Raw genomic sequence first — 23,686 nt, 5'->3', positions numbered from 1 at the left:
TGTAATATTTGTTGAGTTTAAACGTTAACGCTTAGATTATAAAACGTTATCTATAATGTCTCTTCACAAGCAAAAAACAGTTAAAAAAAAAATACAATTAACAGGTGTAGGTTTACACTCAGGTAAAATTGCAAATTTAAATATTAAACCAGCAAAACCCAATACAGGCATCATATTTATAAGAACAGATTTAAAAAATAATAATGAAGTTATTCCTCATGTGAATAATGTTAGTAGTGCAGTTTTATGTACGACAATTTCAAATGAATATGGAGTTAAAATTTCAACTTTAGAACATTTAATGGGAGCTCTATTTGGACTAGGTGTTGATAATGCGATCATAGAACTAGACAGTGAAGAAGTTCCAATTCTTGATGGTTCTGCAAAAGTTTTTGTAGAAGAAATATTAAAAGTTGGATTAGAAATAAGCAATACACCAATTAAGGTTATTAGAATAAATAATAAAATTGATTTTAAAGATGGAAATAAAAGTATTTCTATTGAACCAAGCAAGGTTAATTTAGAGATAGATTTTGAATTAGTGTATGAAAATAAATTAATTGGAAATCAAAAAAATAAATTTCAAATTTATGAAGATGAATTGACCGATGTTTTTAATTCAAGAACTTTTTGTCTATTCGAGGATATTGAAAAACTTAGAAAGATTGGCCTAGCAAAAGGTGGTTCATTAGACAATGCTATTGTAGTAAAGGATGATAAAATATTAAATGAGAGTGGTTTAAGAAATAAAAAAGAATTTGTTAATCACAAAATTTTAGATTGTATGGGAGATATATATTTATCAGGGTATAGAATTATTGGGAAAATAAAATGTTCGCAAGGTGGTCATAAATTAACTAATGATTTAATGAGAAAGGTTTTTGAAAAAAATGACAATTTCTCATTAGTAGAGATAAATGAAAAAAATCTCCCAAATGCTATATTTGGCAAACAATACTTAAAGTCCATAGCATAACTATTTTTTTTAATAAATAATCTGCTAATAATCAATCATGGTGTTTATTAAAAAACTTCAATTAATTTTACTTTTTTTATTAATTCTTGTTTCTTGTGCAAAAGAAGAAAAAGAAATTTCAGTTTTGAAAGAAACAAATCAAGATGAAGAAATGATTACTGCTTACAAAGAAGCTATGGAAGCATATAAAAATGGTGATTTATTTTTCTCAAGTAAAAAATTTTTAGAAGCAGAACTTTTATTTCCACAATCAATATGGGCACCTAAGTCTGTAGTGATGGCATCATATATGTATTATCTTAATGGTTTCTATGCAGAGTCAATTTCAAATTTAGAGAGATATTTAAAAACTTATCCAAAGGATAAAAATCATTCATATGCTAACTACTTAATAGCAATGAATTATTATCAATTAATTGAAGATGAAAAAAGAGATATTGGACCTTTAATATCATCAAAAGAATGGTTTGAAAAAGTTTTAAATGAATATCCAAATTCATCTTTTGGAATAGATGCTAAATTTAAATTAGATTTAATTGCTAATATTTTAGCTCAAAAAGAGATGTATATTGGAAGACATTACATTAAGAAAAAAAAATGGATTGCTGCAATAAATAGATTTAAAAATGTTTTAGAAAATTATGATGATACTGTATTTATTGATGAAGCAATTCATAGACTGGTTGAAATAAATTTTTATTTAGGTCTTGAGGAAGAGTCTAAAAAATATGCTATTTTGTTGGGATATAATTATAAATCTAGTAAGTGGTACGAAAAATCTTACAAAGTCTTTAATCAAGACTATTCACTAGTTAACAAAGAATTTCAAAAAGAAAAAGATAAAGATAAAAGAACAATTATTGATAAATTTAAGTCTCTTTTTGAATAGAATGACAAAAAAAATAATTGAAGAAACTTATAAAAAAAAAATAAAATTATACAAAAAGTATAGCAAAAGTTATTATGACAAAAGTAATCCTGAAGTAACAGATCAGGAATTTGATAATTTAAAAAAAGAAATACTTGAATTAGAGAAAAAAAATATTTTTCTTAAAAGCAAGGATTCTCCAAATTTTACTGTTGGATATAAACCCTCAAAAAATTTTAAAAAAGTAAAACATAAAGTTCCAATGTTATCTTTATCTAATGCTTTTAGTGAAGAAGACTTAGTTAACTTTGAAAAAAAAATTAAAAATTATTTAGATCTAGCTAATGATTTTAAAATTGAGTATTCAACTGAACCAAAAATAGACGGTATTTCAGCATCTCTAACATATATTAATGGTAAGCTAATTAAAGGGTTGTCTAGAGGTGATGGTAATGAGGGAGAAGATATAACAGACAACTTAATAACAATTGATGATATTCCAAAACAAATAAATTCAAAAGATTTTCCTAAAGAAATTGATATTCGAGGAGAAGTATTCATAAAAAATAATGATTTTAAAAAATTAAGTTCAAAGTTTGCTAATCCAAGAAATGCTGCCTCAGGTTCTCTAAGACAAAAAGATTCAAAAGTAACTTCTAAAATACCTTTGAAATTTATTGCTTACACTTACGGTTATGAAGATGGTTTATCATCAGAAACACAAACTGATTTTATAAAACAATTAGATAAGTGGGGATTTAAAACAAACCCATATAATAAAAAAATTTCTGGCGTAAAAAATTTAATGTCTAATCATAAACTTTTAGAAAAAGAGAGATCAGAAATAGAATTTGATATAGATGGTCTAGTATATAAAGTTAATAACTTTAAATTACAGAGCAGATTAGGTTTTGTAGCAAATGCGCCGAGATGGGCTATTGCCCATAAGTTTGCGGCTAATAGCGCAACTTCCAAAATAATGAATATTGATATTCAAATAGGAAGAACAGGAGCTTTAACACCTGTTGCTAAAATTAAACCTGTAAATATTGGAGGGGTAGTTGTATCAAATGCAACACTACACAATGAGGATGAGATTAATCGTAAAGATATTAGGGTAAATGACACTGTATTGGTAGAGAGAGCAGGAGATGTTATACCACACGTTGTATCTGTAGATTTAAACAAAAGACCAGATAATTCTATAAAATTTGAATTTCCAGAAAAATGTCCTTCATGTGGTTCTGAAACAGTAAAAGAATTTAATGCAACAACAAAAAAAAAAGATGCAGTAAGAAGATGCACAAGTCAAGGATTTGAATGTGAAAAAATGTCGATAGAAAAACTCAAACATTTTGTTTCAAAAGAAGCATTCAATATCGATGGACTAGGAAAAAAAATTATAGAAGATTTTTGGTATAAAAAAATAATAAGATATCCTCAAGATATTTTTAACTTAAATTATGATATAATTAAAAATTTAGAAGGATGGGGGAATCTATCAGTAGCTAATTTGAAATATTCAATTGATTTAAAAAGAAATATTGATTTTGATAGGTTTGTATTTTCTCTTGGAATAAGACATATTGGCCTAGAAAATTCAAAATTAATTTCAACTTATTTAAAATTACCTAATAAATTTTTTGATTTATCAAAAGAAAATAAAATAGATGAACTTTTAAATCTTGATGGAATAGGTCAAACTCAGATTAATTCATTAGAATTATTTTTTAAGAATAATACAAATGTTAAAATTTTAGAACAGTTAAAAAAAGTACTCAAAATTAATAAAAATAAATCTAAAATAAATAGTGGAAAACTTAATAACAAAAGTTTCCTAATTACAGGTAAGTTATCTGGAATAAGCAGATCAGAAGCAAAATCATTAATTGAAAATAATTCAGGTAAAATTTTGAGTAATGTAAATAAAAAATTAGATTTTTTAATAATTGGTGAAAAACCAACACCAAAAAAAATTAATTTAGCACAAGATTTGAAGATTAAAGTTATTACTCAAGATGAGTTTAAAAAAATGCTAGATTAAACTTGCTAACCAATTTTTTTCTTTTTTATTAAGGTATTTCGAATATTTAGAGTAAATATCAAGGTGATATTTAAATAAATAATTTTTTTCACTTTTGTTTAATAAACTAAAATTTATTAAATCTGTATCAATCGGTGCAAAAGTCAAATTTTCAAATTTTAAATCTTTTCCTTTTTTTTTTATATAAATTAGATTTTCAATTCTTATTCCAAATTCTTTTTCTAGATAGTAACCAGGTTCATTACTAATAATCATTCCTTCTTTTAGTTTCACTTTGTTAAATTTAGATATTGATTGTGGACCTTCGTGAACATTTAAAAAGAAACCAACACCATGCCCAGTTCCATGAGCATAATCTAACCCTTTTTCTTTTAAATATTTTCTAGCTCTCACATCAATTTTTTTTCCAATATCATATTTTTTTAAATTGCTCTGATAAACAGCAATATGACCTTTTAATACTCTAGTGAAAGCATCTTTAATTTTTAAAGTTGGTTTTTCAAAACAAATTGTTCTTGTTACATCTGTAGTTCCATATTTGTATTGGCCACCTGAATCAAAAAGAAAAACTTCTTTTTTACTTAACCATCTACAATTTTTTGGATTCGCTCTATAATGAACTATAGCTCCATTTTTACCAGTCCCTGCAATGGTATTAAAACTAGGATAAAGATATTTGTTACTTTTTTTTCTAAAATTTTCTAATTTTTTTTCTGCATCAACTTCATTAATTTTTTTTTTATTATGTTTAATCCAGTAGATAAATCTAGTTAACGCTAAACCATCTTCATTATGACATTCAATCATATGATTTATTTCAGTTGAATTTTTAATTGCTTTTAAAGCATAAATGGGATCTTCTTTTCTCAAAATTTTAAATTTTTTTTGGATTAAATTTTCATAAAAAAGTGAGCAAGTATTTGAGTCTATTACAAAAGTTTTTTTATCAAGTTTATCTAAGTACGATTTAATTTCTTCAACTTGAGCAAATTGATTTTTATTAATTGTATTATTCTTTAAAATATTTTTAACCTTATTTTTATCAGCAAATAAAAAAATTTTTTTGTTTTTTGTTATTATTAAATGGCTGTTTGGTATTGGAGAATTTGGATTGTCTTCACCTCTTATATTTAAAAGCCATGCAATATTCTCTGGTGCTGTAACAAAAAGATAATCTGCTTTTGTTTTTTTTAAAAAATTTGTAACTTTATTAATTTTTGAATACTTCGTTTCTCCCGTAGCATTTGTAGGTAAACTAAAAAATTCTTTATTTTCCTTTAATTTAATTTTTATAATTTTATCAATTAAGTTATCTTCAATTTCTTTAATTTTAGTTGTTTTAGAAAACAATCTATTTATTTTTTTTTTTGTAAAAAGCTTAGAGTCTAAGCCTAATTTAAGTTCTTTTAAAACTTTTGAGGGTGGACTTGTTGTAATATCTAAAATCTTAAAAATTTTACCAGATTGATTTTTTGCTTGTATTGTGTATCTCCCATCTACAAATAAGTAATTATCTTTTTTTGTAATAATTGCTAATCCAGCCGAACCACTAAAATTTGAAATTTTATTTAATCTGTCAAATCGATCAAATTCTGAAAAAAATTCATCATTTTTTGGAATTACATAACCATCAATTTGATGCTGTAAAAATAAATTTTTTAATTTTGAAATTTTATTTAACATCATTTAATCCTTTTTTGATATCGTAACCAACCGGGACTTCGATAATCATCATCCTCTAAATCTTGATTAAATTCAAAATCATCTTCCTGAATAAAATCTTGTTCATTTAGATTATTTTTTTCAACATAATCGCTTGGTAATTCATCAATAAATCTTGAAGCTAGACTGTCCATCCAGTCTCCTTGATAGAATCTGTTCATTGAGAATGAAATATTTGCAATTTTTTTTGCTCTTGTAATACCAACGTATGCTAAACGTCTTTCTTCTTCTAATCCATTTTGTCCTTTTTCCTCAATTGATTTTTGGTGAGGAAATAATCCTTCTTCCCAACCAGGAAGAAAAACAACATCAAATTCCAATCCTTTAGCTGCATGCATAGTCATCATATTAATTTTTTCACCCTCCCAATCTTGATCAATTGAAGTTGCAAGAGAAACATGTTCTAAAAAACTTTCAAGGTTATCAAACTCTTTCATGGCACTTAAGAGTTCTTTAATGTTTTCTAATCTATTTTCATTTTCTAAATCTTTTTTGTTTTTAAGCATCGCTGAATAGCCAGACTCATCTAAAATATTCTGTAGAAGTTTTACGTGATTAATCTTTTTGATAAATAAATCATACCGCCATTTTTCTAATAAAGATAAAAATGAACTTAATCCAATTTTTGTCTTTGGTTTAATTAAATTCATTTCAATTAATTGTTTTGATGATTTTTCCAAACATATAATATTTTTTTTTGAGTTTTCATGAATTTGTTTGATCGTACTATCGCCAATTGCTCTTTTGGGGTTATTTACAATTCTTTCAAAAGCAAGATCATCTTTATCTTGGAAAACAATTCGTAAATAGGCGATGCAGTCTTTAATTTCTGCTCTTTCATAAAATTTTGTTCCACCTATAATTCTGTATGGTAGTCCAATTTTTAAAAATCGTTCTTCAAATTCTCTAGTTTGAAATATCGCTCTTACTAAAATTGAAATATTATTGTAAGAAAATTTTTTCTTCAAATTTTGTTCTATTTCATCTGAAATACCAATAGCTTCTTCCTTACCACTTTTAAAACAGTTTAGTTTTATTAATTCGCCTTCATCATTTGTGGATTTTAAATTTTTTCCAACTCTATTTTGGTTATTAGAAATGAGTGATGAGGCAACATTAAGTATATTTTGAGTGGATCTATAATTTTCCTCTAACCTTATCACTTTTGTATTTTCATAAACTTTGTCAAATTCTAAAAAATTTTTGATTTCAGCTCCTCTCCAACTGTAAATGGATTGATCATCATCACCGACACAACAAATATTTTTATCTTCATTTACTAGAAGATTAAGCCATCTATTTTGTATAAAATTTGTATCTTGGTATTCATCAACTAAAATATATTTGAAGTTTCTAGTATATATTTCTCTAATATCTTTATTCGTCTCAAGAATTTTTACTGTATGAAGAATTAAATCACCAAAATCACATGAATTTAGTTCAATCAATTTTTGTTGATAAATTTTATATAAAGGGAGTGATGTTTTTTCATAAATATCTTTGTTATTAATTTCAACCTCATTTGGATATAGACCTTTATTTTTCCATTTATCAATTATCCCTAATATGAATTTAGGTGAAAGTTGTTTAGTATCTATGTTTTCTGCTTTACAAATATTTTTGATTAATCTCATCTGATCGTCTGTATCAACGATAGTAAAATTATAATTTAAATTTGCTGCTTTCGCATGTTTTCTCAAAAGCTTTGCGCAAATTGAATGAAATGTTCCAAGCCATGGTAAACTTGTAGCTTCTGTTTTTAATAATTTGCTCACTCTATATTGCATTTCTCTAGCTGCCTTATTTGTAAAAGTCACAGCTAATATTTGATTTGGGAATGCTTTTTTTTGCTTTATTAAATTGGAAATTCTTGAGGTTAAAACTTTAGTTTTTCCAGAACCTGCACCAGCTACAATAAGCAAAGGTCCATCAGAGTGTAAAACAGCTTCTTTTTGAGCATCATTAAGGTTTTTTAAATGACTTGATTCTAACATTTACTATTTAAATATTATGTTTTTGATTTAATACAACATGCTAATTTTAACATGAAAAAAATTAGAAAATATATTGATAATTCGAATTTATTTTTTGAAAATCTATTAGAAAAGATAAATCCTAGAAGAATAAATTTTAACTCTGTAAAACAAAAAGCAATAGACAAGATTTATGTAATAATTTTTTTATTTGTTTTATTACCCATACTTTATATTTCTATTCCAGGAATAATTGATAAGGAAATTATTAAATATAAATTCAAAGAAAGTTTAAATCAAAATTTTAAAGTAGATTTTGAATTAGATACTGAAGTTAGTTATAAAATTTTTCCAAAACCTCACTTTCATTTTAAAGATGTAAATATTTTTAAAGATGAAAATAATTTTGGAAATATTCAAGATTTAAGATTATTAGTTTCCTTAAAAGACCTACTTGATATTAAAAGTATAAAAATTAAGAGGATAATTCTCGAAAATTCAGAACTTTATTTGGATCACAAAGATGTAATTTTTTTTGATTATTTTTTAAAAGGAAACTTATCAAATAAAGACTTAATCATTAGAAATACTGAAATTTTTTTTCAAAGTATTAAAAAAGAAACTTTATTTATAAAGAAATTAAATAAAGCCATTTTTTATTATGATAAAAAAAATCAAAGAAATAATTTTAAAAATGATATTGAATTATTTAATATATCAAATAATTCTGAATTTTTTTATAGTAATAATTTTGAAAAACTAAATTTTAAATCTAATTTTGATCAGTTAGATTTAACTATTGAGGGAGCATCATCTATAAAAGAAAATAACGGATTTATAGATATTGATTTAGCTAACATTAATTTACCAGTTAATTATCAATTAGAAAAAAACCAATTTGTATTTTCACACAAACATGACTCATTAAAGGTATTTACTAATAAAACAAATCAACAAGATTTTGATGAAGATTTTCATTTCAAAGGTGTAACAAATTTAAAACCATTTTATTTAAATTTACTGGTCTTTTTAAATCAGCTGAGTTTAAAAGATCTTTTTAATAATAATTCTTTAACAGTCGAAGTTTTAAAAACACAGATACTGAATGATGAAAGATTAAATTATGATTTATCTATTTCAGCAAACAAACTTAAAAAATATTCATCAATTAAAGATATAACAATTAAACTAAATTCACTACAAGGAGTAATTGATCTAAATAATACTAGTTTTCAATATGATGAAAATATAACTATAACTATGGATGATAGTGTATTGAGTTTTAGAAATAATGATGTGATCCTTGATTGCAAACTTATATTTCAAGTTAAAGATCTAAATTCTATATATAGAAATTATCAAACACCAAAAAAAAATAGAGCTCAATTTTCATCATTTGAAGTTTTATTGGACTATTCTTTTATTGAAAGAAAAATAAATTTTAAAAAAATTAAAGTCGATAATAAGTCTAATGAAAAATTAAATAAATCTTTAATTAGTTATAATGAAGAAAACGACTTTTTAAAAAATAAAATTGAATTTAAAAAATTTATAAATAATTTATTTCAAGTTTATTCAGACGGGTAAATCATCTTTTTTGGATTTACAATTTTGTCATATTCAGAATTCGAGATTAGCCTAGTTTTTAAAGTTTCATGTTTTAAAGTGGTATTATTTTTTAATGCAGTTTTTGCAATTTTTGCAGCATTATCATAACCAATCTTAGGAGCAAGCGCTGTGACCAACATTAAAGAATTGTCCAAGTGTTGTTTGATTTTATCTTTGTTTGCTTTAATTCCTCTAACACAAAATATTGAAAAGTTCTTAACACTATCAGCTAATATATCTATTGATTGAAGTATATTGTGTGCAATCATAGGTTTGAAGACATTAAGTTCAAAATGACCGTGTGTTCCAGCTACAGTTATACCTGTATGGTTACCAATTACTTTCACACAAACCATCGTTACAGCCTCACATTGAGTTGGGTTAACTTTTCCCGGCATTATAGATGAGCCCGGTTCATTCTCAGGTAACAATAATTCTCCATATCCTGCTCTTGGTCCAGAACCTAAAAATCTAATATCATTTGAGATCTTCATTAATGCAACTGCACAAGCATTCAAAGCACCAGAAAAATTCACAACTGCATCGTGAGCTGCAAGTTCAGAAAATTTATTTTGAGCAGGTTTAAAAGGCAACTTTGTAAATTTGGCTATTTCTTTTACGATTTTTTTGTCGAAGTTTTTTTTAGAGTTAATTCCAGTTCCCACTGCTGTACCGCCTTGAGCTAAAAAATAAATTTCTTTCAGTGCAATTTCAATTCTAACTATACTTTTTTTGATTTGTTCATAATAACCAGAAAACTCTTGTCCTAAAGATAATGGAGTTGCATCTTGTAAATGAGTTCTTCCAATTTTAACAATATCTTTAAATTCTTTTGTTTTTTTTCTTAGTTCCTTCTCTAAAATTTTTAAAGATGGTAAGAGTTTTTTTTTCGTTTCCTCAGCCACTGAAATATGAATTGCAGTTGGAAAAACATCATTTGTAGACTGAGATTTATTCACATGATCATTAGGATGAACAGGTTTTTTTGTTCCTTTTTTACCTCCTAAAATTTCAATTGCTCTGTTTGCTATAACTTCATTAACATTCATATTTGTTTGTGTGCCAGAACCTGTTTGCCACACTTTTAAAGGAAAATGTTTTTCGTGTTTCCCTTTGATCACCTCATCAGCTGCTTTGACAATAGTGTTAGATATTCTTTTATTAATTAAATTGTCTTTTCCATGAACAATTGCAGCAGATCTTTTTATAATAGCAATAGATTTAACTATAGATTGATTTACGAGAATTTTTCCAATATTGAAAAATTTATTTGATCTTTCAGTAGATGCACCCCAATATTTATCCGCAGGAACATTTATTGATCCAATGCTATCAAATTCTTTTCTAGTTTTCATTTTTAACTAATTTTTTTTAGATATATATTAAAATTATCGATTCTAATAGGAGTAAAATGACAAACTTTGAAAAAGTAAAAGTTTTTATGAAAACTTTTGGACAGGATGTAAAGCAACAAGCCGCACTAAGTACTGAAAAAATAAATAGTCTAAGAATTTCCCTTATAGAGGAAGAGTTAGATGAGCTTAAACAAGCAATGAATGAAAAAAATATTAAAGAAGTTGCTGATGCGTTAACTGATATCTTATATGTGACTTATGGAGCAGGGCATGCATTTGGTATTGATTTGGACAAATGTTTTGATGAAGTACAAAACTCTAACATGAGTAAATTAGGAGAAGATGGAAAACCAATTTATAATGAAATTGGAAAAGTAATGAAAGGACCAAATTACTTTAAACCTAATTTAAATAAATTTATTAAATAATTTTATTGAAATTTAATAGGGGCGTTCTGTTGCCAGGTGCCCCGAACCCCGTAACTTAATTAATAAATTAATTAAGCAGCAAGTGCGTAACTTTCGTTAGCAATTATAAAATAGCCCTTTACGGTGGAACAATGCCGAACGAAAGAACAACCTTTAGTCACCCGTCGATTCTAGTTCACCCCCATAAGTTGTAATTGGTGGAGGTGGTGGGTACTGCCCCCACGTCCGCAATGGTTATTACGAAATTCGTTTATCGTCATAGTTGGAAAACCAACATTATTAATATAAAAGGAATTACAACAGATTCAATAACATTCATGAAATTAACTAAAGAACAAATAGAAGAGATAAAAAACCAGCAAAATCAGAGTAATACAACAAAAAGAGTTACTGCACCTGAATTAGAAAAAATTTTATATGAAGCACTGCCAGCTTTAGACCATGGATTTGTTAGAGTAGTTGATTATATGGGTGATGATACATCTATTGTTCAGTCGGCAAGAGTTTCTTATGGAAAAGGAACGAAGCAAGTTTCGACAGATCAAGGTTTAATAAAATATTTAATGAGGCATTGGCACAGCACTCCATTTGAAATGTGTGAAATTAAATATCATATTAAACTTCCAATATTTATTGCTCGACAATGGATTAGGCATAGAACTGCAAATGTTAATGAATACTCTGCAAGATATTCAATTTTAGATAAGGAATTTTATCTTCCATCTCAAGAAAACCTTGCGGCTCAATCTACAAGTAATAGACAAGGAAGAGGTGAAGTTTTAGAGGGAGAGCAAGCTCAAAAAGTTTTAGATTTGTTGAAAAATGATGCTGAAAGAACTTACGATAATTATGAAACTATGTTGAACGAAAGATATGATGGTTCAACAATTGATGAAAATAAAAAAGGATTAGCTAGAGAATTAGCAAGAATGAATTTAACGTTGAATACCTATACGCAGTGGTACTGGAAAACTGATCTTTTAAATTTAATGAATTTTTTGAGACTAAGAGCAGATCATCATGCACAATACGAGATAAGAGTTTATGCTGATATTATGTTAGACACTTTAAAAAAATGGGTGCCCATTACCTATGATGCATTTATGGATTATAGAGTAGGAGGGACAGAAGTATCCGCAAAAGGAAAATTAGTTATTCAAAATTTAATCAAAGGTGAGAATATTAAATTGGAAGACTCTGGATTATCAAAAAGAGAGTGGAATGAACTAATGGAAGCTTTTGATCTTAAAGATAAGTTGATTTAATTTTTTCAGCTAAATTTAAAAATATCTTTGAAATTTCGTGCTCAGGATTTTCCTCAACTATTGGTTTACCTTTATCCCCAAATTTTCCAACATCTGGATTTATTGGAACTTCTCCTAAAAATTCTTTATTAAATTCCTCTGCTGTTCTCTCAACGCCACCTTCACCAAAGATAGAATATTTTTTTCCATCATCACCAGTAAAATAACTCATATTGTCTACAAGTCCTAAAATTTTTACCCCAAGTTTATCAAACATTTTAATCCCTCTTTTTACATCTAACAGAGCAACCTCTTGAGGAGTTGACACAATTATTGCACCATCCATTTGAATTTCCTGAGAGAAAGTTAATTGTGTATCTCCCGTTCCTGGAGGCATATCAACAATTATAAAATCTAAATCTTTCCAATTAACTTTTTGAGTAAAAGTTTTAATAGCACTTGTAACCATAGGTCCTCGCCAAATCATAGGAGTTTGTTGATCAGCAAGAAATCCAATAGACATACACTGAATGTTATATTTTGTAATTGGATCAAGTTTTTGTCCATCACTTTTTGGTTTTTCATTTATATCAAACATTTTAGGAATAGACGGTCCATAAATATCTGCATCTAAAATACCAACTTTACATCCTACTTTATTCAATGCTAAAGCAAGATTCGTTGCAAAAGTAGATTTTCCGACCCCACCTTTTGCACTAGATATTGCGATCGTAAATTTTGTTCCTAAAATAGGGTTTTTCTTAAACACTTTAGGCTCCACTTTACTTTTCATTGCGGCACTTAGTTCAGGTTTTTTATCTGGCATACTCTTCTTCTTACCTTGTTTTTGATATTTAAGACACTATATAGATAGTGTATGTCTGACAATTTTCAACAAAGAGGCGGAAGTCCGTGGGGATCACCTCCAGGTGGAAGTGGAAATGGATCTGGAAGAGGACCAACACCACCAGACGTTGATAAGATCATAAAAGAATTCCAAGATAAGATTAAAAACTTTCTACCTGGTGGATCTAACTCTGGTGGAAAACAAGCAATTTTAGTTTTGTTAATTTTAGGATTTGTGTGGTTAGCAAGTGGCCTTTACAGAGTTTTACCTGATGAACAAGGAGTAGTTCTTAGATTTGGAAAATTTGTAAAAACTACTCAACCAGGATTAAATTATCACATTCCTTTCCCTGTAGAATCTGTGCTTACACCGAAAGTTACAAAAGTTAACAGAATTGATATCGGATTTAGATCTGAAAGGGAAAGTGGATTTTCTTCAAGTGGTGGAGTGGCTGATGTTCCACAGGAAAGTTTGATGTTAACTGGTGATGAAAACATTGTTAATATCGATTTTTCAGTTTTCTGGGTGATTAAAGATGCAGGAAATTTTTTATTTAAGATACAGGACCCTGAAGGCACAGTTAAAGCTGCAGCAGAAACAGCAATGAGAGAGGTAATTGCAAGATCTGATATTCAACCGATTTTAACTGAAGGAAGATCAATAACTGAGACTGAAACACAAGAAATTATTCAAAATATTTTAGATGAATACAACAGTGGTATTCAAATCACTCAAGTGCAAACCCAGAAAGCTGATCCACCAGATCAGGTTATTGATGCTTTTAGAGATGTACAGGCTGCGAGAGCAGATATGGAAAGATCGAAAAATGAAGCAGAGGCTTACGCAAACGATGTTATTCCAAGAGCAAGAGGGGAAGCTGCAAAAATATTACAAGCAGCAGAGGCCTATAAAAAAGAGGTTGTTGCAAAAGCAGAGGGTGACGCTAGCAGATTTTTATCAATTTATAATGAATATAAAAATGCAAAAGCTGTAACGCAAGAAAGAATGTATTTAGAAACTATGGAAAAAGTTTTAGCTGACATTGATAAAGTAATTATTGAAAATAATGCCGGCTCAGGTGTAGTTCCATATTTGCCTTTACCTGAATTAAAAAAGAAAGCGACTAACTAAAATGAAGGCTATGAAAATTTTAGGTGGATTGATTTTAGCATTAGTTGCTTTGGCATTTTTTTCTATTTTCATTGTTAAGGAAGTCAATCAAGCTATTGTTCTACAGTTTGGTGATCCAAAGAGAATTATCTCAAAACCTGGGTTAAATTTCAAAATCCCATTTATTCAAAACGTTGTTTATTTAGATAAAAGAATTTTAAATCTTGATACACCACCAGAGGAAGTTATTGCATCAGATCAAAAAAGACTAATAGTTGATGCATTTGCCAGGTTTCAAATTGTAGATCCACTTAAATTTTACATTTCAGTTGGAAATGAAAGAGTAGCTAGATCAAGACTAGCAACTATTTTGAACTCAAGAATAAGAAACGTCTTAGGACAACAGGAATTACAAACTTTATTATCTGAAGATAGATCAAAGCAAATGGCTTTAATTCAAGAAGGAGTAAACAGAGAAGCTCAAAATTTCGGAATAAAAATAAATGATGTAAGAATTAAACGAGCAGATCTCCCTCAAGCTAACAGTGATGCAATTTTCAGAAGAATGCAGACTGAGAGGGAAAGAGAAGCAAAAGAATTTAGAGCAAAAGGTGCTGAGATGGCTGTAACAATTACTTCAACAGCTGATAAAGAAGTAACAGTAATTTTAGCAGATGCAGAGAAACAGTCTCAAATTATGAAAGGAGAAGGTGATGGTGAAAGAAATAAAATTTTTGCTGAAGCCTTCGGTCAAGACCCAGAATTTTTTGCTTTTTATAGAGCCATGCAAGCATATGAAAAAGCATTAATAGGTGGAGAAACTTCCTTAATATTATCACCTGATAGTGAGTTCTTTAAATTCTTTGGAAATATAAAGCCAAAAATTCAACAACAGTAATTAACTAAAATGAATGAGCTAATAATAGCTTTTGGTCTTTTATTATTCATTGAAGGACTATTATATGCCTTATTTCCATCAAAAATGAAAACTATGTTAATAAAACTGCAAACAATAGATGATAATAAGCTTAAAACAGGAGGATTAGTTTTTGCATTTATAGGAATTCTAATAATTTACATAACAAAATATTAATATGAAAAATCTAAAATCATTTTTAACAATCTTTATTCTAACAATATTCTTTTCAACAAATTCTAATTCAAATTCTGTCCCAGCATCATTTGCTGATTTAGCTGAAAGACTGATGCCATCAGTAGTAAACATTTCTACAACCACAACTGTTGTTTCAAATCAAAATCCTTTTCCATTTCAATTCCCTCCAGGATCACCATTTGAAGATATGTTTAAAGAATTTGGCACTCCTCAAGAGAGAAAATCGAGTGCGCTTGGATCTGGTTTTATCATTGATAAAAAAGGGATTGTTATAACAAATAATCACGTTATCCAAGATGCAGATGACATAATTGTAAGAGTTGACGGAGATAAAGAATTTAAAGCCGATGTAATTGGAACAGACCCTCTATCAGATATTGCTGTTTTACAATTAGATACAAAAGAAACTTTTACACCAGTAAAATTTGGGGACTCCGATAAAGCACGAATAGGTGATTGGGTTATTGCTATTGGTAATCCATTCGGATTAGGAGGAACTGTAACTTCAGGAATTATTTCAGCAAGAAATAGATCGATTGGTCTATCTAGATATGAGGACTACATACAGACAGATGCATCAATTAACTCAGGGAACTCTGGTGGTCCATTGTTCAATATGGATGGAGATGTAATTGGAATTAACACAGCTATATTGGGGAGAAGTGGTTCGATTGGAATTGGTTTTTCTATACCATCTAACAATGCAAAAGTTGTTATTGATCAATTAATAAAATTTGGAGAAACTAAAAGAGGCTGGTTAGGTGTAAGAATTCAAGATGTTACTAAGGAAATAGCGGAAATCGAAGAACTTGATAAACCAAGAGGTGCATTAGTTGCAAGCGTGGCTGAAGGAAGCCCATCAGATAAAGCTGGTATAGAAGCTGGTGACATTATTTTGGAATTTAATGGAAGAGAAATTAAAGAAATGAAACAACTTCCAATTATTGTAGCCCAAACTGAAGTTGGAAAAAATGTTGAGGTAAAAATTTGGAGAAATAAAAAACAAATAACTAAAAAAGTTAAACTAGGTAGACTAGAAACTTCAGAAGATTTTAAAGTAACAAAAAAATCTAATCCAAAAAATACAGAAATTGAAGATTTGAAAATTACAGTAAAAGTATTGACAGATGATGATATTAAATCAAGAAATCTTCCTGAGGGAACAACAGGATTAGTAATAACAAAAATAGAAAATGATAGTCCTTTAATTAATTCAATAAGAGTAAATAGTATAATTGTTGAAGCACAAAAAAGAAAAATAAAAACAATTGGTGATTTAAAACAAGTTGTGAAACAAGTATTAAGATCAAATCAAAAAACTATTTTACTTGCAATTTATAATACTGAAAATCAAAGAAGATATATTGGTGTTAAATTAGATTAATGAATCTTAGTTCTAAGATAGTTTTAATCTCAGGACCTACAGCATCTGGAAAATCTGAATTTGCGATAAAATTAGCCAAAAAAATTAATGGTGAAATTATAAATGCTGATAGTATGCAAGTTTACAAAGAACTCCAAATATTAACAGCAAGACCAAAAGTAAAAAATTATCAAAATATTCACCATCACCTTTATGGTTTTCAGTCTGTAAAAAAAAATTTTTCTGTTGGTGATTGGTTAAAATTATCTAAAAAAAAAATTGCGGAAATTAAAAAAAAGAAGAAAGTTCCCATTTTAGTTGGCGGCACCGGTTTATATTTTAAGTCTTTGACAGATGGATTAATAAAAATTCCTGATATTCCTATCAGAGTAAGAAATAAGATAAGGTTATTAAATAAAAAAATTGGACAAGAAAAATTTTACAAAAAGTTAATAAGACTTGATAAAAAAATTAAAAATAAAATTGATCCAAAAGATATACAAAGATCAATTAGAGCATATGAAGTAATATATCATACAAAAAAATCATTGGTTGATTGGTATAAAAATACCAAATCAATTTATGATAAAGATAATTTTTTTAAGATTTATATTGATTACCCCAGAGAAAAACTGATTGAGCGAATATATATTAGATCCAAAAAGATGATTAAGGATGGTGCAGTCAATGAAGTCCAAAAGTTTCTGAAACTAAATGTCAAAAAAGATAAAACAGCAACAAAAGCAATTGGAATTAATGAAATTACAGATTATTTGGAAAAAAAAGCTGATTTAGATGAGATAATCACAAAAATAGCTATTAAGACAAGACAATATGCTAAACGCCAATCAACATGGAGTAGAGGGAACATGTCTGATTGGACTAAAGTTCAACCAAGTAGTCTTAATAGATTTTTAAAAAAAGTTTAATTTTTTAATTCTTGTTCTTGACCAAAGAGCACAACTTCAGCTAGATTGCATGGATGTCAAAATTATTAACTGGAGCAGAAATAGTATTTAAATGTCTAGAAGATCAGAGAGTTGAATATATTTTTGGATATCCAGGTGGGGCAGTTCTTCCAATTTATGATGAATTAAAAAATCATAACTCAATCAAACATATTTTAGTAAGACATGAACAAGGGGCAGGTCATGCTGCAGAAGGTTATGCAAGATCATCAGGCAAACCTGGTGTAGTACTTGTAACCTCAGGACCAGGAGCAACAAATGTTGTTACTGCTTTAACAGATGCTTATATGGACTCTGTACCATTAGTTTGTATATCAGGACAAGTTCCAACTCATTTAATTGGGACTGATGCTTTTCAAGAATGTGATACAACAGGAATTACAAGGCCATGCACAAAACATAATTGGTTAGTTAAAGATATAAAAGATTTATCAAAAATTTTACACGAAGCATTTAAAGTTGCTACAACTGGAAGACCAGGACCAGTACTAGTAGACATTCCTAAAGATATTCAGTTTGCAAAATCAAAATATACAAAACCAAAAGCTGAAAAAAAATTAAATGGTTCTTCTTTAAATCGTTTTACACAAGATGAAGTAGATAAATTAATTGAAATGATGTCCAAAGCAAAGAAACCAATTATTTACTCTGGAGGAGGTGTTATTAATTCTGGACCTCAAGCAAGTGAGGCATTGAGAAACTTAGTTCAGCTTACAGGATTTCCTATCACTTCGACATTACAAGGTTTAGGCGCTTATCCAGGAGATGATAGTCAGTTTTTAGGAATGCTTGGAATGCATGGAACTTATGAGGCAAATAATGCAATGCATGACTGCGATTTATTAATCAATATTGGTGCAAGATTTGATGATAGAATAACAGGTAAGATAGATGAGTTTTCTCCAAAATCAAAAAAGGTTCATATAGATATTGATCCATCATCAATAAATAAAATTATCAAAGTTGACTTGGCATTAGTTGGTGATGTTAATGATGTAATCAATAAGATTACTAAAACAATAAATAAGAAAAAATTAAATTTAAACAGTTCAAATAAACAACAAATTTCAAAATGGTGGGAACAAATCCAAAAATGGAGACTGAAAAATTCATTAAACTTTATTAATAGTGATGAAACTATAAAACCTCAACATGCAGTGCAAAGATTGTATGAGTTAACAAAAAATCAAGACACATTTATTACTACTGAAGTTGGTCAACATCAAATGTGGGCTGCTCAACATTATAAATTTAATAAACCTAATAGATGGATGACATCTGGTGGCTTAGGAACTATGGGCTATGGATTGCCTGCAGCAGTTGGTGTTCAAATAGCTCATCCAGAAAAATTAGTAGTTGATATTGCTGGTGAAGCTTCAGTTCTTATGACAATGCAGGAGATGTCAACTGCAGTTCAATATAATCTACCCATAAAGATATTTATTTTAAATAACCAATACATGGGAATGGTAAGACAATGGCAAGAGCTTTTACATGAAAAAAATTATTCTGAGAGTTATTCAGAGGCATTGCCTGACTTTATGAAAATGGCAGATGCTTACGGATGCAAGGGAATAAAAGCTGAAACACCTGATGAATTAGATCAAAAAATCCAAGAAATGGTTGATCACAAAGGTCCAGTTATTTTTGATTGCCATGTTGACCCTAATGAAAATTGTTTTCCAATGATACCTTCAGGAAAACCACACAATCAAATGATATTAGGTCCAAATGAACAAGAAGAAAACAAAATTACTGGTAAAGGTAAGGCATTAGTTTAAAATGGCAAAGTCTAAATCAGCTTACAGCGTTGCAACAAAAAAAGAAAAACTTGATACTCATATAATTGTGGTATGGGTTGATAACGAAGCTGGGGTTTTAGCTCGTGTAGTTGGTTTATTTTCTGGTAGGGGATATAATATTGAGTCATTAGCAGTTGCAGAAATAGACTCCAAAAAAAACATATCAAGAATAACAATTGTTACAACAGGAACACCACAAGTTATTGATCAAATTAAACTACAATTAAAAAAATTGGTACCAGTTCATAAAGTTGCAGACTTTAAAAGAGAAGATAGCTCAGTGATATTTAAAGAAATGGCTTTATTCAAGATTGTTGCTAAAAAAAATAAGATAGATAAGTGTTTAAATGCTTGTAAAAAGTATAATCCAGTAATATTAGATAAAACAAAAAATTCTGCTGTAATTCAAATTACAGCCTTAAGAAGAGAAATTGATAAAATGAGTATTAAACTTAAACCATTAGGATTGATCAGCGCTTCTAGAACTGGAGCAGTAGCAATGACTAGAGGAGATAAAGTTTTTAACTAATTAAATAAAAGGAGAAAAGTAATGAAAATGTTCTATGAAAAAGATGCTGATGTAAATTTAATTAAAGAAAAAAAAGTTGCTATCTTTGGTTATGGGAGCCAGGGCCATGCTCACGCTTTAAATTTAAAAGATAGTGGAGTTAAAGAAGTTGTAGTCGCACTTAGAGATGGATCAGAAAGTAAAGTTAAAGCTGAGTCTAAAGGATTAAAAGTAATGAGTTTATCAGATGCTGCTGCATGGGCAGATGTATGTATGATTTTAACTCCAGATGAACTTCAAGCTACTATTTATCAAAATCATATTGAACAAAGAGTAAGGGAAGGTACAAGTTTAGCTTTTGCTCATGGCTTGAATATTCATTACAATTTAATAAACGCTAGAAAAGATTTAGATGTTTTTATGGTTGCACCTAAAGGACCAGGTCATTTAGTAAGAAGTGAATATGAAAGAGGTGGTGGTGTTCCTTGTTTGATGGCAGTTCATCAAGATGGAACAGGTAAAGCGAGAGATTTAGCCTTATCTTATGCTTCAGCAATTGGCGGTGGAAGATCAGGAATTATTGAAACAACATTTAAAGATGAATGTGAAACAGATTTATTTGGTGAACAAACAGTTCTATGTGGTGGTTTAGTTGAATTAATTAAAAATGGTTATGAAACTTTAGTTGAAGCTGGTTATGAACCTGAGATGGCTTACTTTGAATGTTTACATGAAGTTAAATTAATTGTTGATTTGATATACGAAGGTGGAATAGCAAATATGAATTATTCTATATCTAATACTGCTGAGTATGGTGAATATGTTTCAGGTCCAAGAATAGTCAATAAAGAAGAGACTAAAAAAAGAATGAAAGAAGTTTTAGCTGACATCCAGTCAGGTAAGTTTACTAAACAATGGATGGATGAGTGTAAAAATGGTCAGAAAAACTTCTTAAAAACAAGAAAAGATTTAGCTGATCATTCTATTGAACAAGTTGGAACTAAACTAAGAGCTATGATGCCTTGGATTGGTAAAAAGAAACTAGTTGATAGCGATAAAAGTTAAAAATATAAAGAAAATTTAACATAATAATTTACAATCTCTATTATAGATTGTATTGTCAATCTCATTCAAAATTTGTTATGAGCGATAAAGATAGAGTAATTATATTTGATACAACTATGCGAGATGGAGAACAATCTCCAGGCGCCTCAATGAGTCTTGAGGAGAAAATTCAAATTGCAAGAGTATTTGATGAATTAGGTATAGATATAATTGAGGCTGGTTTTCCAATTGCATCACCAGGTGACTTTGAAGCTGTATCTGCCATTAGTAAAGTTTTAAAAAAATCTATTCCATGTGGTCTATCAAGACATTCAAAAAAAGATATAGATCGATGTCATGAAGCTTTAAAACATGCACCAAGATTTAGGATTCATACATTTATTTCAACAAGCCCACTACATATGAAACATAAATTGAATAAAACTCCTGAACAAGTTTACGAGTCAATTAAAGAGCATGTGTCATATGCAAGAAACTTAACCGATGATGTTGAATGGTCTTGTGAAGATGGGACAAGAACAGATATGGATTATATGTGTAAAACTGTTGAACTTGCTATAGCAAGCGGTGCTAAAACAATTAATATTCCTGATACAGTCGGTTACACAGTTCCTTCTGAGTTTACTACAATAATAAATACATTATTAAATAAAGTTCCAAACATTGATAAAGCAATTTTATCAACTCATTGTCATAATGATTTAGGTTTAGCAGTAGCAAACTCTCTTGCAGGAGTTCAAGCAGGCGCAAGACAAATCGAATGTACAATTAATGGAATTGGTGAAAGAGCAGGGAATGCTGCTTTAGAAGAAGTTGTAATGGCAATAAGAACTAGAAATGATTTGATGCCATATGAAACTGGAATAAATACAACATTGTTAAGTAAAGCGTCAAAACTTGTTTCAAATGTAACTGGCTTTCCAGTTCAATACAATAAAGCGATTGTTGGTAAAAATGCATTTGCTCATGAATCAGGAATTCATCAAGATGGAATGTTAAAAAATAGAAATACTTATGAGATAATGACACCTGAAAGTGTTGGAGTTAAACAAACATCATTAGTAATGGGAAAACATTCTGGAAGACATGCATTTAAAGATAAACTAGTTAGTTTAGGATATGCTGATATTACAGATGACATCATTGAAAAAGCTTTTGGAAAATTTAAAGTTTTAGCAGATAAAAAGAAACATATTTACGATGAAGATATTATTGCTTTAGTTGATGATAGTTTAATTATTGATAATAAATCAAGTACAATTTCTTTAAAATCCTTGAAAGTATTTGCTGGAACAGGTGAGCCTCAAAAAGCAGATATGACATTAGATGTGAATGGAGATATTAAATCTGCTTCAGAAACGGGTGACGGTCCTGTTGATGCTATTTTTAAATGTATTAAAAATTTATATCCGCATGATGTAAAATTACAATTATACCAAGTTCATGCAGTAACTGAAGGAACTGATGCACAAGCTACTGTAAGTGTTCGTATTGAGGAAAATGGAAAGACTACAGTTGGACAAGCAGCAGATACTGATACTTTAGTCGCTTCAGCAAACGCTTATATCAGCGCGTTGAATAAAATGATTATAAAAAGAGAAAAAACTGCTCCGATGGATCAGGAAGAAAAAATAGTGAAAGGGATTTAATGAGTTTTTTTGAAAAATTAAAAGGAATGTGGAGCCAAGACATGGCAATTGATCTTGGAACAGCAAACACTCTAGTAGTTGTTAAAGGAGAGGGCGTAATTTTAAATGAACCATCTGTTGTTGCAATTGTAGATAATGGTGGTGGTAAGAAAAATGTTTTGGCTGTAGGGGATGAAGCAAAAACAATGCTAGGTAGAACACCTGGTAACATAAGTGCAATTAGACCATTAAGAGATGGAGTAATCGCTGACTTTATTGTTACTGAAGAAATGATTAAACATTTTATCAAAAAAGTTCATAAAGGAAGCACTCTTGCTAACCCTAGAATTTTAATTTGTGTACCAACAGGATCTACACCTGTAGAGCGTAAGGCAATTCAAGATAGTGCTCTAGCAGCAGGTGCTAGAAGAGTACAATTAATTGAAGAACCAATTGCTGCAGCTATTGGCGCTGGTTTACCAATTTCTGAAGCAACTGGCTCTATGGTTGTAGATATTGGAGGTGGTACTAGTGAAATAGCAGTAATGTCTCTTGGAGGATTAGTTTATTCTAAATCATTAAGAGTTGCAGGAGATGCAATGGACACAGCTATGGTCAATTATATGAGAAAAGAATACAACCTTATGATTGGTGATAGTACTGCTGAAAAAATTAAAAAAGAAATTGGAACAGCAATCCCTTCTAATAATAATACCTATGCCGTTAAAGGAAGAGATTTAAGATCTGGTACACCTAAGGAAGTGAATATAACAGAAGAAGATACAGCAGAAGCATTAAATGATATTTTAAGAGACATGGTTAATGGCATAAAAGATGCACTTGAAAATACACCACCAGAATTATCTGCAGATTTAGTTGACATGGGTTTAACATTAACTGGAGGTGGTTCTTTATTAAAAAATATTGATAAAAGATTTTCTAAAGAAACTGGTCTACCAGTTCATATTGCAGATGATCCATTGTCATGTGTTGCTATCGGTACAGGAAAAGCTCTCGAACAAGAAGAGACTTTTTCAACGATGCTTTCAGAGTATTAGGAATA

Annotated in this window: 20 protein-coding genes and 1 other RNA gene; 16 read left to right on the top strand and 5 right to left on the bottom strand. The window is 29.0% G+C overall.

Annotated features, from left to right (window positions below):
* The first annotated feature begins 55 nt into the window (after positions 1-55).
* From lpxC to ligA, 3 genes are read left to right on the top strand one after another with little or no spacing between them, the layout of a single operon-like run.
* Positions 56-976, top strand: coding sequence for a UDP-3-O-acyl-N-acetylglucosamine deacetylase (gene lpxC / locus ACTT9U_RS01045; RefSeq protein WP_440931340.1), 921 nt, complete (start codon positions 56-58; stop codon positions 974-976).
* Between the two features lie 37 nt (positions 977-1,013).
* Complete coding sequence (locus tag ACTT9U_RS01040; protein ID WP_440931339.1) at positions 1,014-1,865, top strand: outer membrane protein assembly factor BamD; 852 nt, start codon at positions 1,014-1,016, stop codon at positions 1,863-1,865.
* A 1-nt stretch (position 1,866) separates the two neighbouring features.
* Positions 1,867-3,888: an NAD-dependent DNA ligase LigA gene (ligA, locus tag ACTT9U_RS01035; protein WP_440931338.1), complete on the top strand. Its 2,022-nt coding sequence runs from the start codon at positions 1,867-1,869 to the stop codon at positions 3,886-3,888.
* Here the strand turns inward: ligA and ACTT9U_RS01030 are convergent.
* Both ACTT9U_RS01030 and ACTT9U_RS01025 read right to left on the bottom strand, forming a co-directional pair.
* The gene (locus ACTT9U_RS01030) at positions 3,880-5,574 is read right to left on the bottom strand and encodes a M24 family metallopeptidase (protein WP_440931337.1); all 1,695 of its coding nucleotides are present in this window, start codon (positions 5,572-5,574) and stop codon (positions 3,880-3,882) included. The genes ligA and ACTT9U_RS01030 overlap by 9 nt on opposite strands.
* Positions 5,571-7,604 carry an ATP-dependent helicase gene (locus ACTT9U_RS01025; protein WP_440931336.1) on the bottom strand — a complete coding sequence of 678 codons (2,034 nt, stop codon included), beginning with the start codon at positions 7,602-7,604 and terminating at the stop codon, positions 5,571-5,573. The genes ACTT9U_RS01030 and ACTT9U_RS01025 overlap by 4 nt, the downstream gene beginning before the upstream one ends.
* 51 nt (positions 7,605-7,655) lie before the next feature.
* Between ACTT9U_RS01025 and ACTT9U_RS01020 the strand changes: the two genes are divergently transcribed.
* Entirely contained in the window at positions 7,656-9,170 is a 1,515-nt protein-coding gene (locus tag ACTT9U_RS01020) for an AsmA family protein (protein ID WP_440931335.1), read from the top strand.
* Here ACTT9U_RS01020 and fumC read toward each other — a convergent pair.
* On the bottom strand, positions 9,155-10,546 hold the full coding sequence (gene fumC / locus ACTT9U_RS01015; protein WP_440931334.1) for a class II fumarate hydratase: 1,392 nt from the start codon (positions 10,544-10,546) through the stop codon (positions 9,155-9,157). The genes ACTT9U_RS01020 and fumC overlap by 16 nt on opposite strands.
* Positions 10,547-10,602: 56 nt before the next feature.
* Here fumC and ACTT9U_RS01010 point away from each other — a divergent pair, with 56 nt between their 5' ends.
* Entirely contained in the window at positions 10,603-10,974 is a 372-nt protein-coding gene (locus ACTT9U_RS01010; protein ID WP_440931333.1) for a phosphoribosyl-ATP diphosphatase, read from the top strand.
* Positions 10,975-10,988: 14 nt separating this feature from the next.
* On the opposite strand, the gene ssrA is transcribed toward ACTT9U_RS01010, so the two are convergent.
* Positions 10,989-11,287: a transfer-messenger RNA gene (gene ssrA, locus ACTT9U_RS01005) on the bottom strand.
* 4 nt (positions 11,288-11,291) lie between these two features.
* On the opposite strand from ssrA, the gene thyX reads away from it, so the two are divergent.
* Positions 11,292-12,239 carry an FAD-dependent thymidylate synthase gene (gene thyX, locus ACTT9U_RS01000; protein ID WP_440931332.1) on the top strand — a complete coding sequence of 316 codons (948 nt, stop codon included), beginning with the start codon at positions 11,292-11,294 and terminating at the stop codon, positions 12,237-12,239.
* Here thyX and ACTT9U_RS00995 read toward each other — a convergent pair.
* Positions 12,220-13,044, bottom strand: a complete 825-nt coding sequence (locus ACTT9U_RS00995) for an Mrp/NBP35 family ATP-binding protein (protein WP_440931331.1) — start codon at positions 13,042-13,044, stop codon at positions 12,220-12,222. The two genes, thyX and ACTT9U_RS00995, sit on opposite strands and share 20 nt — an antisense overlap.
* A gap of 51 nt (positions 13,045-13,095) precedes the next feature.
* On the opposite strand from ACTT9U_RS00995, the gene hflK reads away from it, so the two are divergent.
* The 10 genes from hflK (at position 13,096) to ACTT9U_RS00945 (ending at position 23,681) form a co-directional block, all read left to right on the top strand.
* On the top strand, positions 13,096-14,196 hold the full coding sequence (gene hflK, locus ACTT9U_RS00990; RefSeq protein ID WP_440931330.1) for an FtsH protease activity modulator HflK: 1,101 nt from the start codon (positions 13,096-13,098) through the stop codon (positions 14,194-14,196).
* 1 nt (position 14,197) lies between these two features.
* On the top strand, positions 14,198-15,073 hold the full coding sequence (hflC, locus tag ACTT9U_RS00985) for a protease modulator HflC (RefSeq protein ID WP_440931329.1): 876 nt from the start codon (positions 14,198-14,200) through the stop codon (positions 15,071-15,073).
* Positions 15,074-15,082: 9 nt separating this feature from the next.
* A complete protein-coding gene (locus ACTT9U_RS00980; protein WP_440931328.1) occupies positions 15,083-15,268 on the top strand; it encodes a DUF2065 domain-containing protein in 186 nt (61 codons plus the stop codon).
* 1 nt (position 15,269) lies between these two features.
* Positions 15,270-16,673: a Do family serine endopeptidase gene (locus ACTT9U_RS00975; protein ID WP_440931327.1), complete on the top strand. Its 1,404-nt coding sequence runs from the start codon at positions 15,270-15,272 to the stop codon at positions 16,671-16,673.
* Entirely contained in the window at positions 16,673-17,581 is a 909-nt protein-coding gene (gene miaA, locus ACTT9U_RS00970; protein ID WP_440931326.1) for a tRNA (adenosine(37)-N6)-dimethylallyltransferase MiaA, read from the top strand. The genes ACTT9U_RS00975 and miaA overlap by 1 nt, the downstream gene beginning before the upstream one ends.
* Before the next feature lie 53 nt (positions 17,582-17,634).
* Complete coding sequence (locus tag ACTT9U_RS00965) at positions 17,635-19,401, top strand: acetolactate synthase 3 large subunit (protein WP_440931325.1); 1,767 nt, start codon at positions 17,635-17,637, stop codon at positions 19,399-19,401.
* 1 nt (position 19,402) lies between these two features.
* On the top strand, positions 19,403-19,951 hold the full coding sequence (ilvN, locus tag ACTT9U_RS00960; protein ID WP_440931324.1) for an acetolactate synthase small subunit: 549 nt from the start codon (positions 19,403-19,405) through the stop codon (positions 19,949-19,951).
* 21 nt (positions 19,952-19,972) lie between these two features.
* Complete coding sequence (gene ilvC, locus ACTT9U_RS00955) at positions 19,973-20,995, top strand: ketol-acid reductoisomerase (protein ID WP_440931323.1); 1,023 nt, start codon at positions 19,973-19,975, stop codon at positions 20,993-20,995.
* Positions 20,996-21,072: 77 nt separating this feature from the next.
* Entirely contained in the window at positions 21,073-22,644 is a 1,572-nt protein-coding gene (locus tag ACTT9U_RS00950) for a 2-isopropylmalate synthase (protein ID WP_440931322.1), read from the top strand.
* A complete protein-coding gene (locus ACTT9U_RS00945; protein ID WP_440931321.1) occupies positions 22,644-23,681 on the top strand; it encodes a rod shape-determining protein in 1,038 nt (345 codons plus the stop codon). The genes ACTT9U_RS00950 and ACTT9U_RS00945 overlap by 1 nt, the downstream gene beginning before the upstream one ends.
* Positions 23,682-23,686 lie beyond the last annotated feature (5 nt).

Source organism: Candidatus Pelagibacter sp. (assembly GCF_052049975.1).
Lineage (GTDB): Bacteria > Pseudomonadota > Alphaproteobacteria > Pelagibacterales > Pelagibacteraceae > Pelagibacter.
The sequence above is the reverse complement of the archived record's forward strand: the minus strand, read 5'-3'. Positions and strand labels throughout refer to the sequence as shown.

What these genes read in the sequence shown, in the direction of transcription:
- lpxC (WP_440931340.1), top strand. Translation starts at nt 56, where the DNA reads ATGTCTCTTCACAAGCAAAAAACAGTTAAAAAAAAAATACAATTAACA.
- ACTT9U_RS01040 (WP_440931339.1), top strand. Translation starts at nt 1,014, where the DNA reads ATGGTGTTTATTAAAAAACTTCAATTAATTTTACTTTTTTTATTAATT.
- ligA (WP_440931338.1), top strand. Translation starts at nt 1,867, where the DNA reads ATGACAAAAAAAATAATTGAAGAAACTTATAAAAAAAAAATAAAATTA.
- ACTT9U_RS01030 (WP_440931337.1), bottom strand. Translation starts at nt 5,574, where the DNA reads ATGATGTTAAATAAAATTTCAAAATTAAAAAATTTATTTTTACAGCAT.
- ACTT9U_RS01025 (WP_440931336.1), bottom strand. Translation starts at nt 7,604, where the DNA reads ATGTTAGAATCAAGTCATTTAAAAAACCTTAATGATGCTCAAAAAGAA.
- ACTT9U_RS01020 (WP_440931335.1), top strand. Translation starts at nt 7,656, where the DNA reads ATGAAAAAAATTAGAAAATATATTGATAATTCGAATTTATTTTTTGAA.
- fumC (WP_440931334.1), bottom strand. Translation starts at nt 10,546, where the DNA reads ATGAAAACTAGAAAAGAATTTGATAGCATTGGATCAATAAATGTTCCT.
- ACTT9U_RS01010 (WP_440931333.1), top strand. Translation starts at nt 10,603, where the DNA reads ATGACAAACTTTGAAAAAGTAAAAGTTTTTATGAAAACTTTTGGACAG.
- thyX (WP_440931332.1), top strand. Translation starts at nt 11,292, where the DNA reads ATGAAATTAACTAAAGAACAAATAGAAGAGATAAAAAACCAGCAAAAT.
- ACTT9U_RS00995 (WP_440931331.1), bottom strand. Translation starts at nt 13,044, where the DNA reads ATGCCAGATAAAAAACCTGAACTAAGTGCCGCAATGAAAAGTAAAGTG.
- hflK (WP_440931330.1), top strand. Translation starts at nt 13,096, where the DNA reads ATGTCTGACAATTTTCAACAAAGAGGCGGAAGTCCGTGGGGATCACCT.
- hflC (WP_440931329.1), top strand. Translation starts at nt 14,198, where the DNA reads ATGAAGGCTATGAAAATTTTAGGTGGATTGATTTTAGCATTAGTTGCT.
- ACTT9U_RS00980 (WP_440931328.1), top strand. Translation starts at nt 15,083, where the DNA reads ATGAATGAGCTAATAATAGCTTTTGGTCTTTTATTATTCATTGAAGGA.
- ACTT9U_RS00975 (WP_440931327.1), top strand. Translation starts at nt 15,270, where the DNA reads ATGAAAAATCTAAAATCATTTTTAACAATCTTTATTCTAACAATATTC.
- miaA (WP_440931326.1), top strand. Translation starts at nt 16,673, where the DNA reads ATGAATCTTAGTTCTAAGATAGTTTTAATCTCAGGACCTACAGCATCT.
- ACTT9U_RS00965 (WP_440931325.1), top strand. Translation starts at nt 17,635, where the DNA reads ATGTCAAAATTATTAACTGGAGCAGAAATAGTATTTAAATGTCTAGAA.
- ilvN (WP_440931324.1), top strand. Translation starts at nt 19,403, where the DNA reads ATGGCAAAGTCTAAATCAGCTTACAGCGTTGCAACAAAAAAAGAAAAA.
- ilvC (WP_440931323.1), top strand. Translation starts at nt 19,973, where the DNA reads ATGAAAATGTTCTATGAAAAAGATGCTGATGTAAATTTAATTAAAGAA.
- ACTT9U_RS00950 (WP_440931322.1), top strand. Translation starts at nt 21,073, where the DNA reads ATGAGCGATAAAGATAGAGTAATTATATTTGATACAACTATGCGAGAT.
- ACTT9U_RS00945 (WP_440931321.1), top strand. Translation starts at nt 22,644, where the DNA reads ATGAGTTTTTTTGAAAAATTAAAAGGAATGTGGAGCCAAGACATGGCA.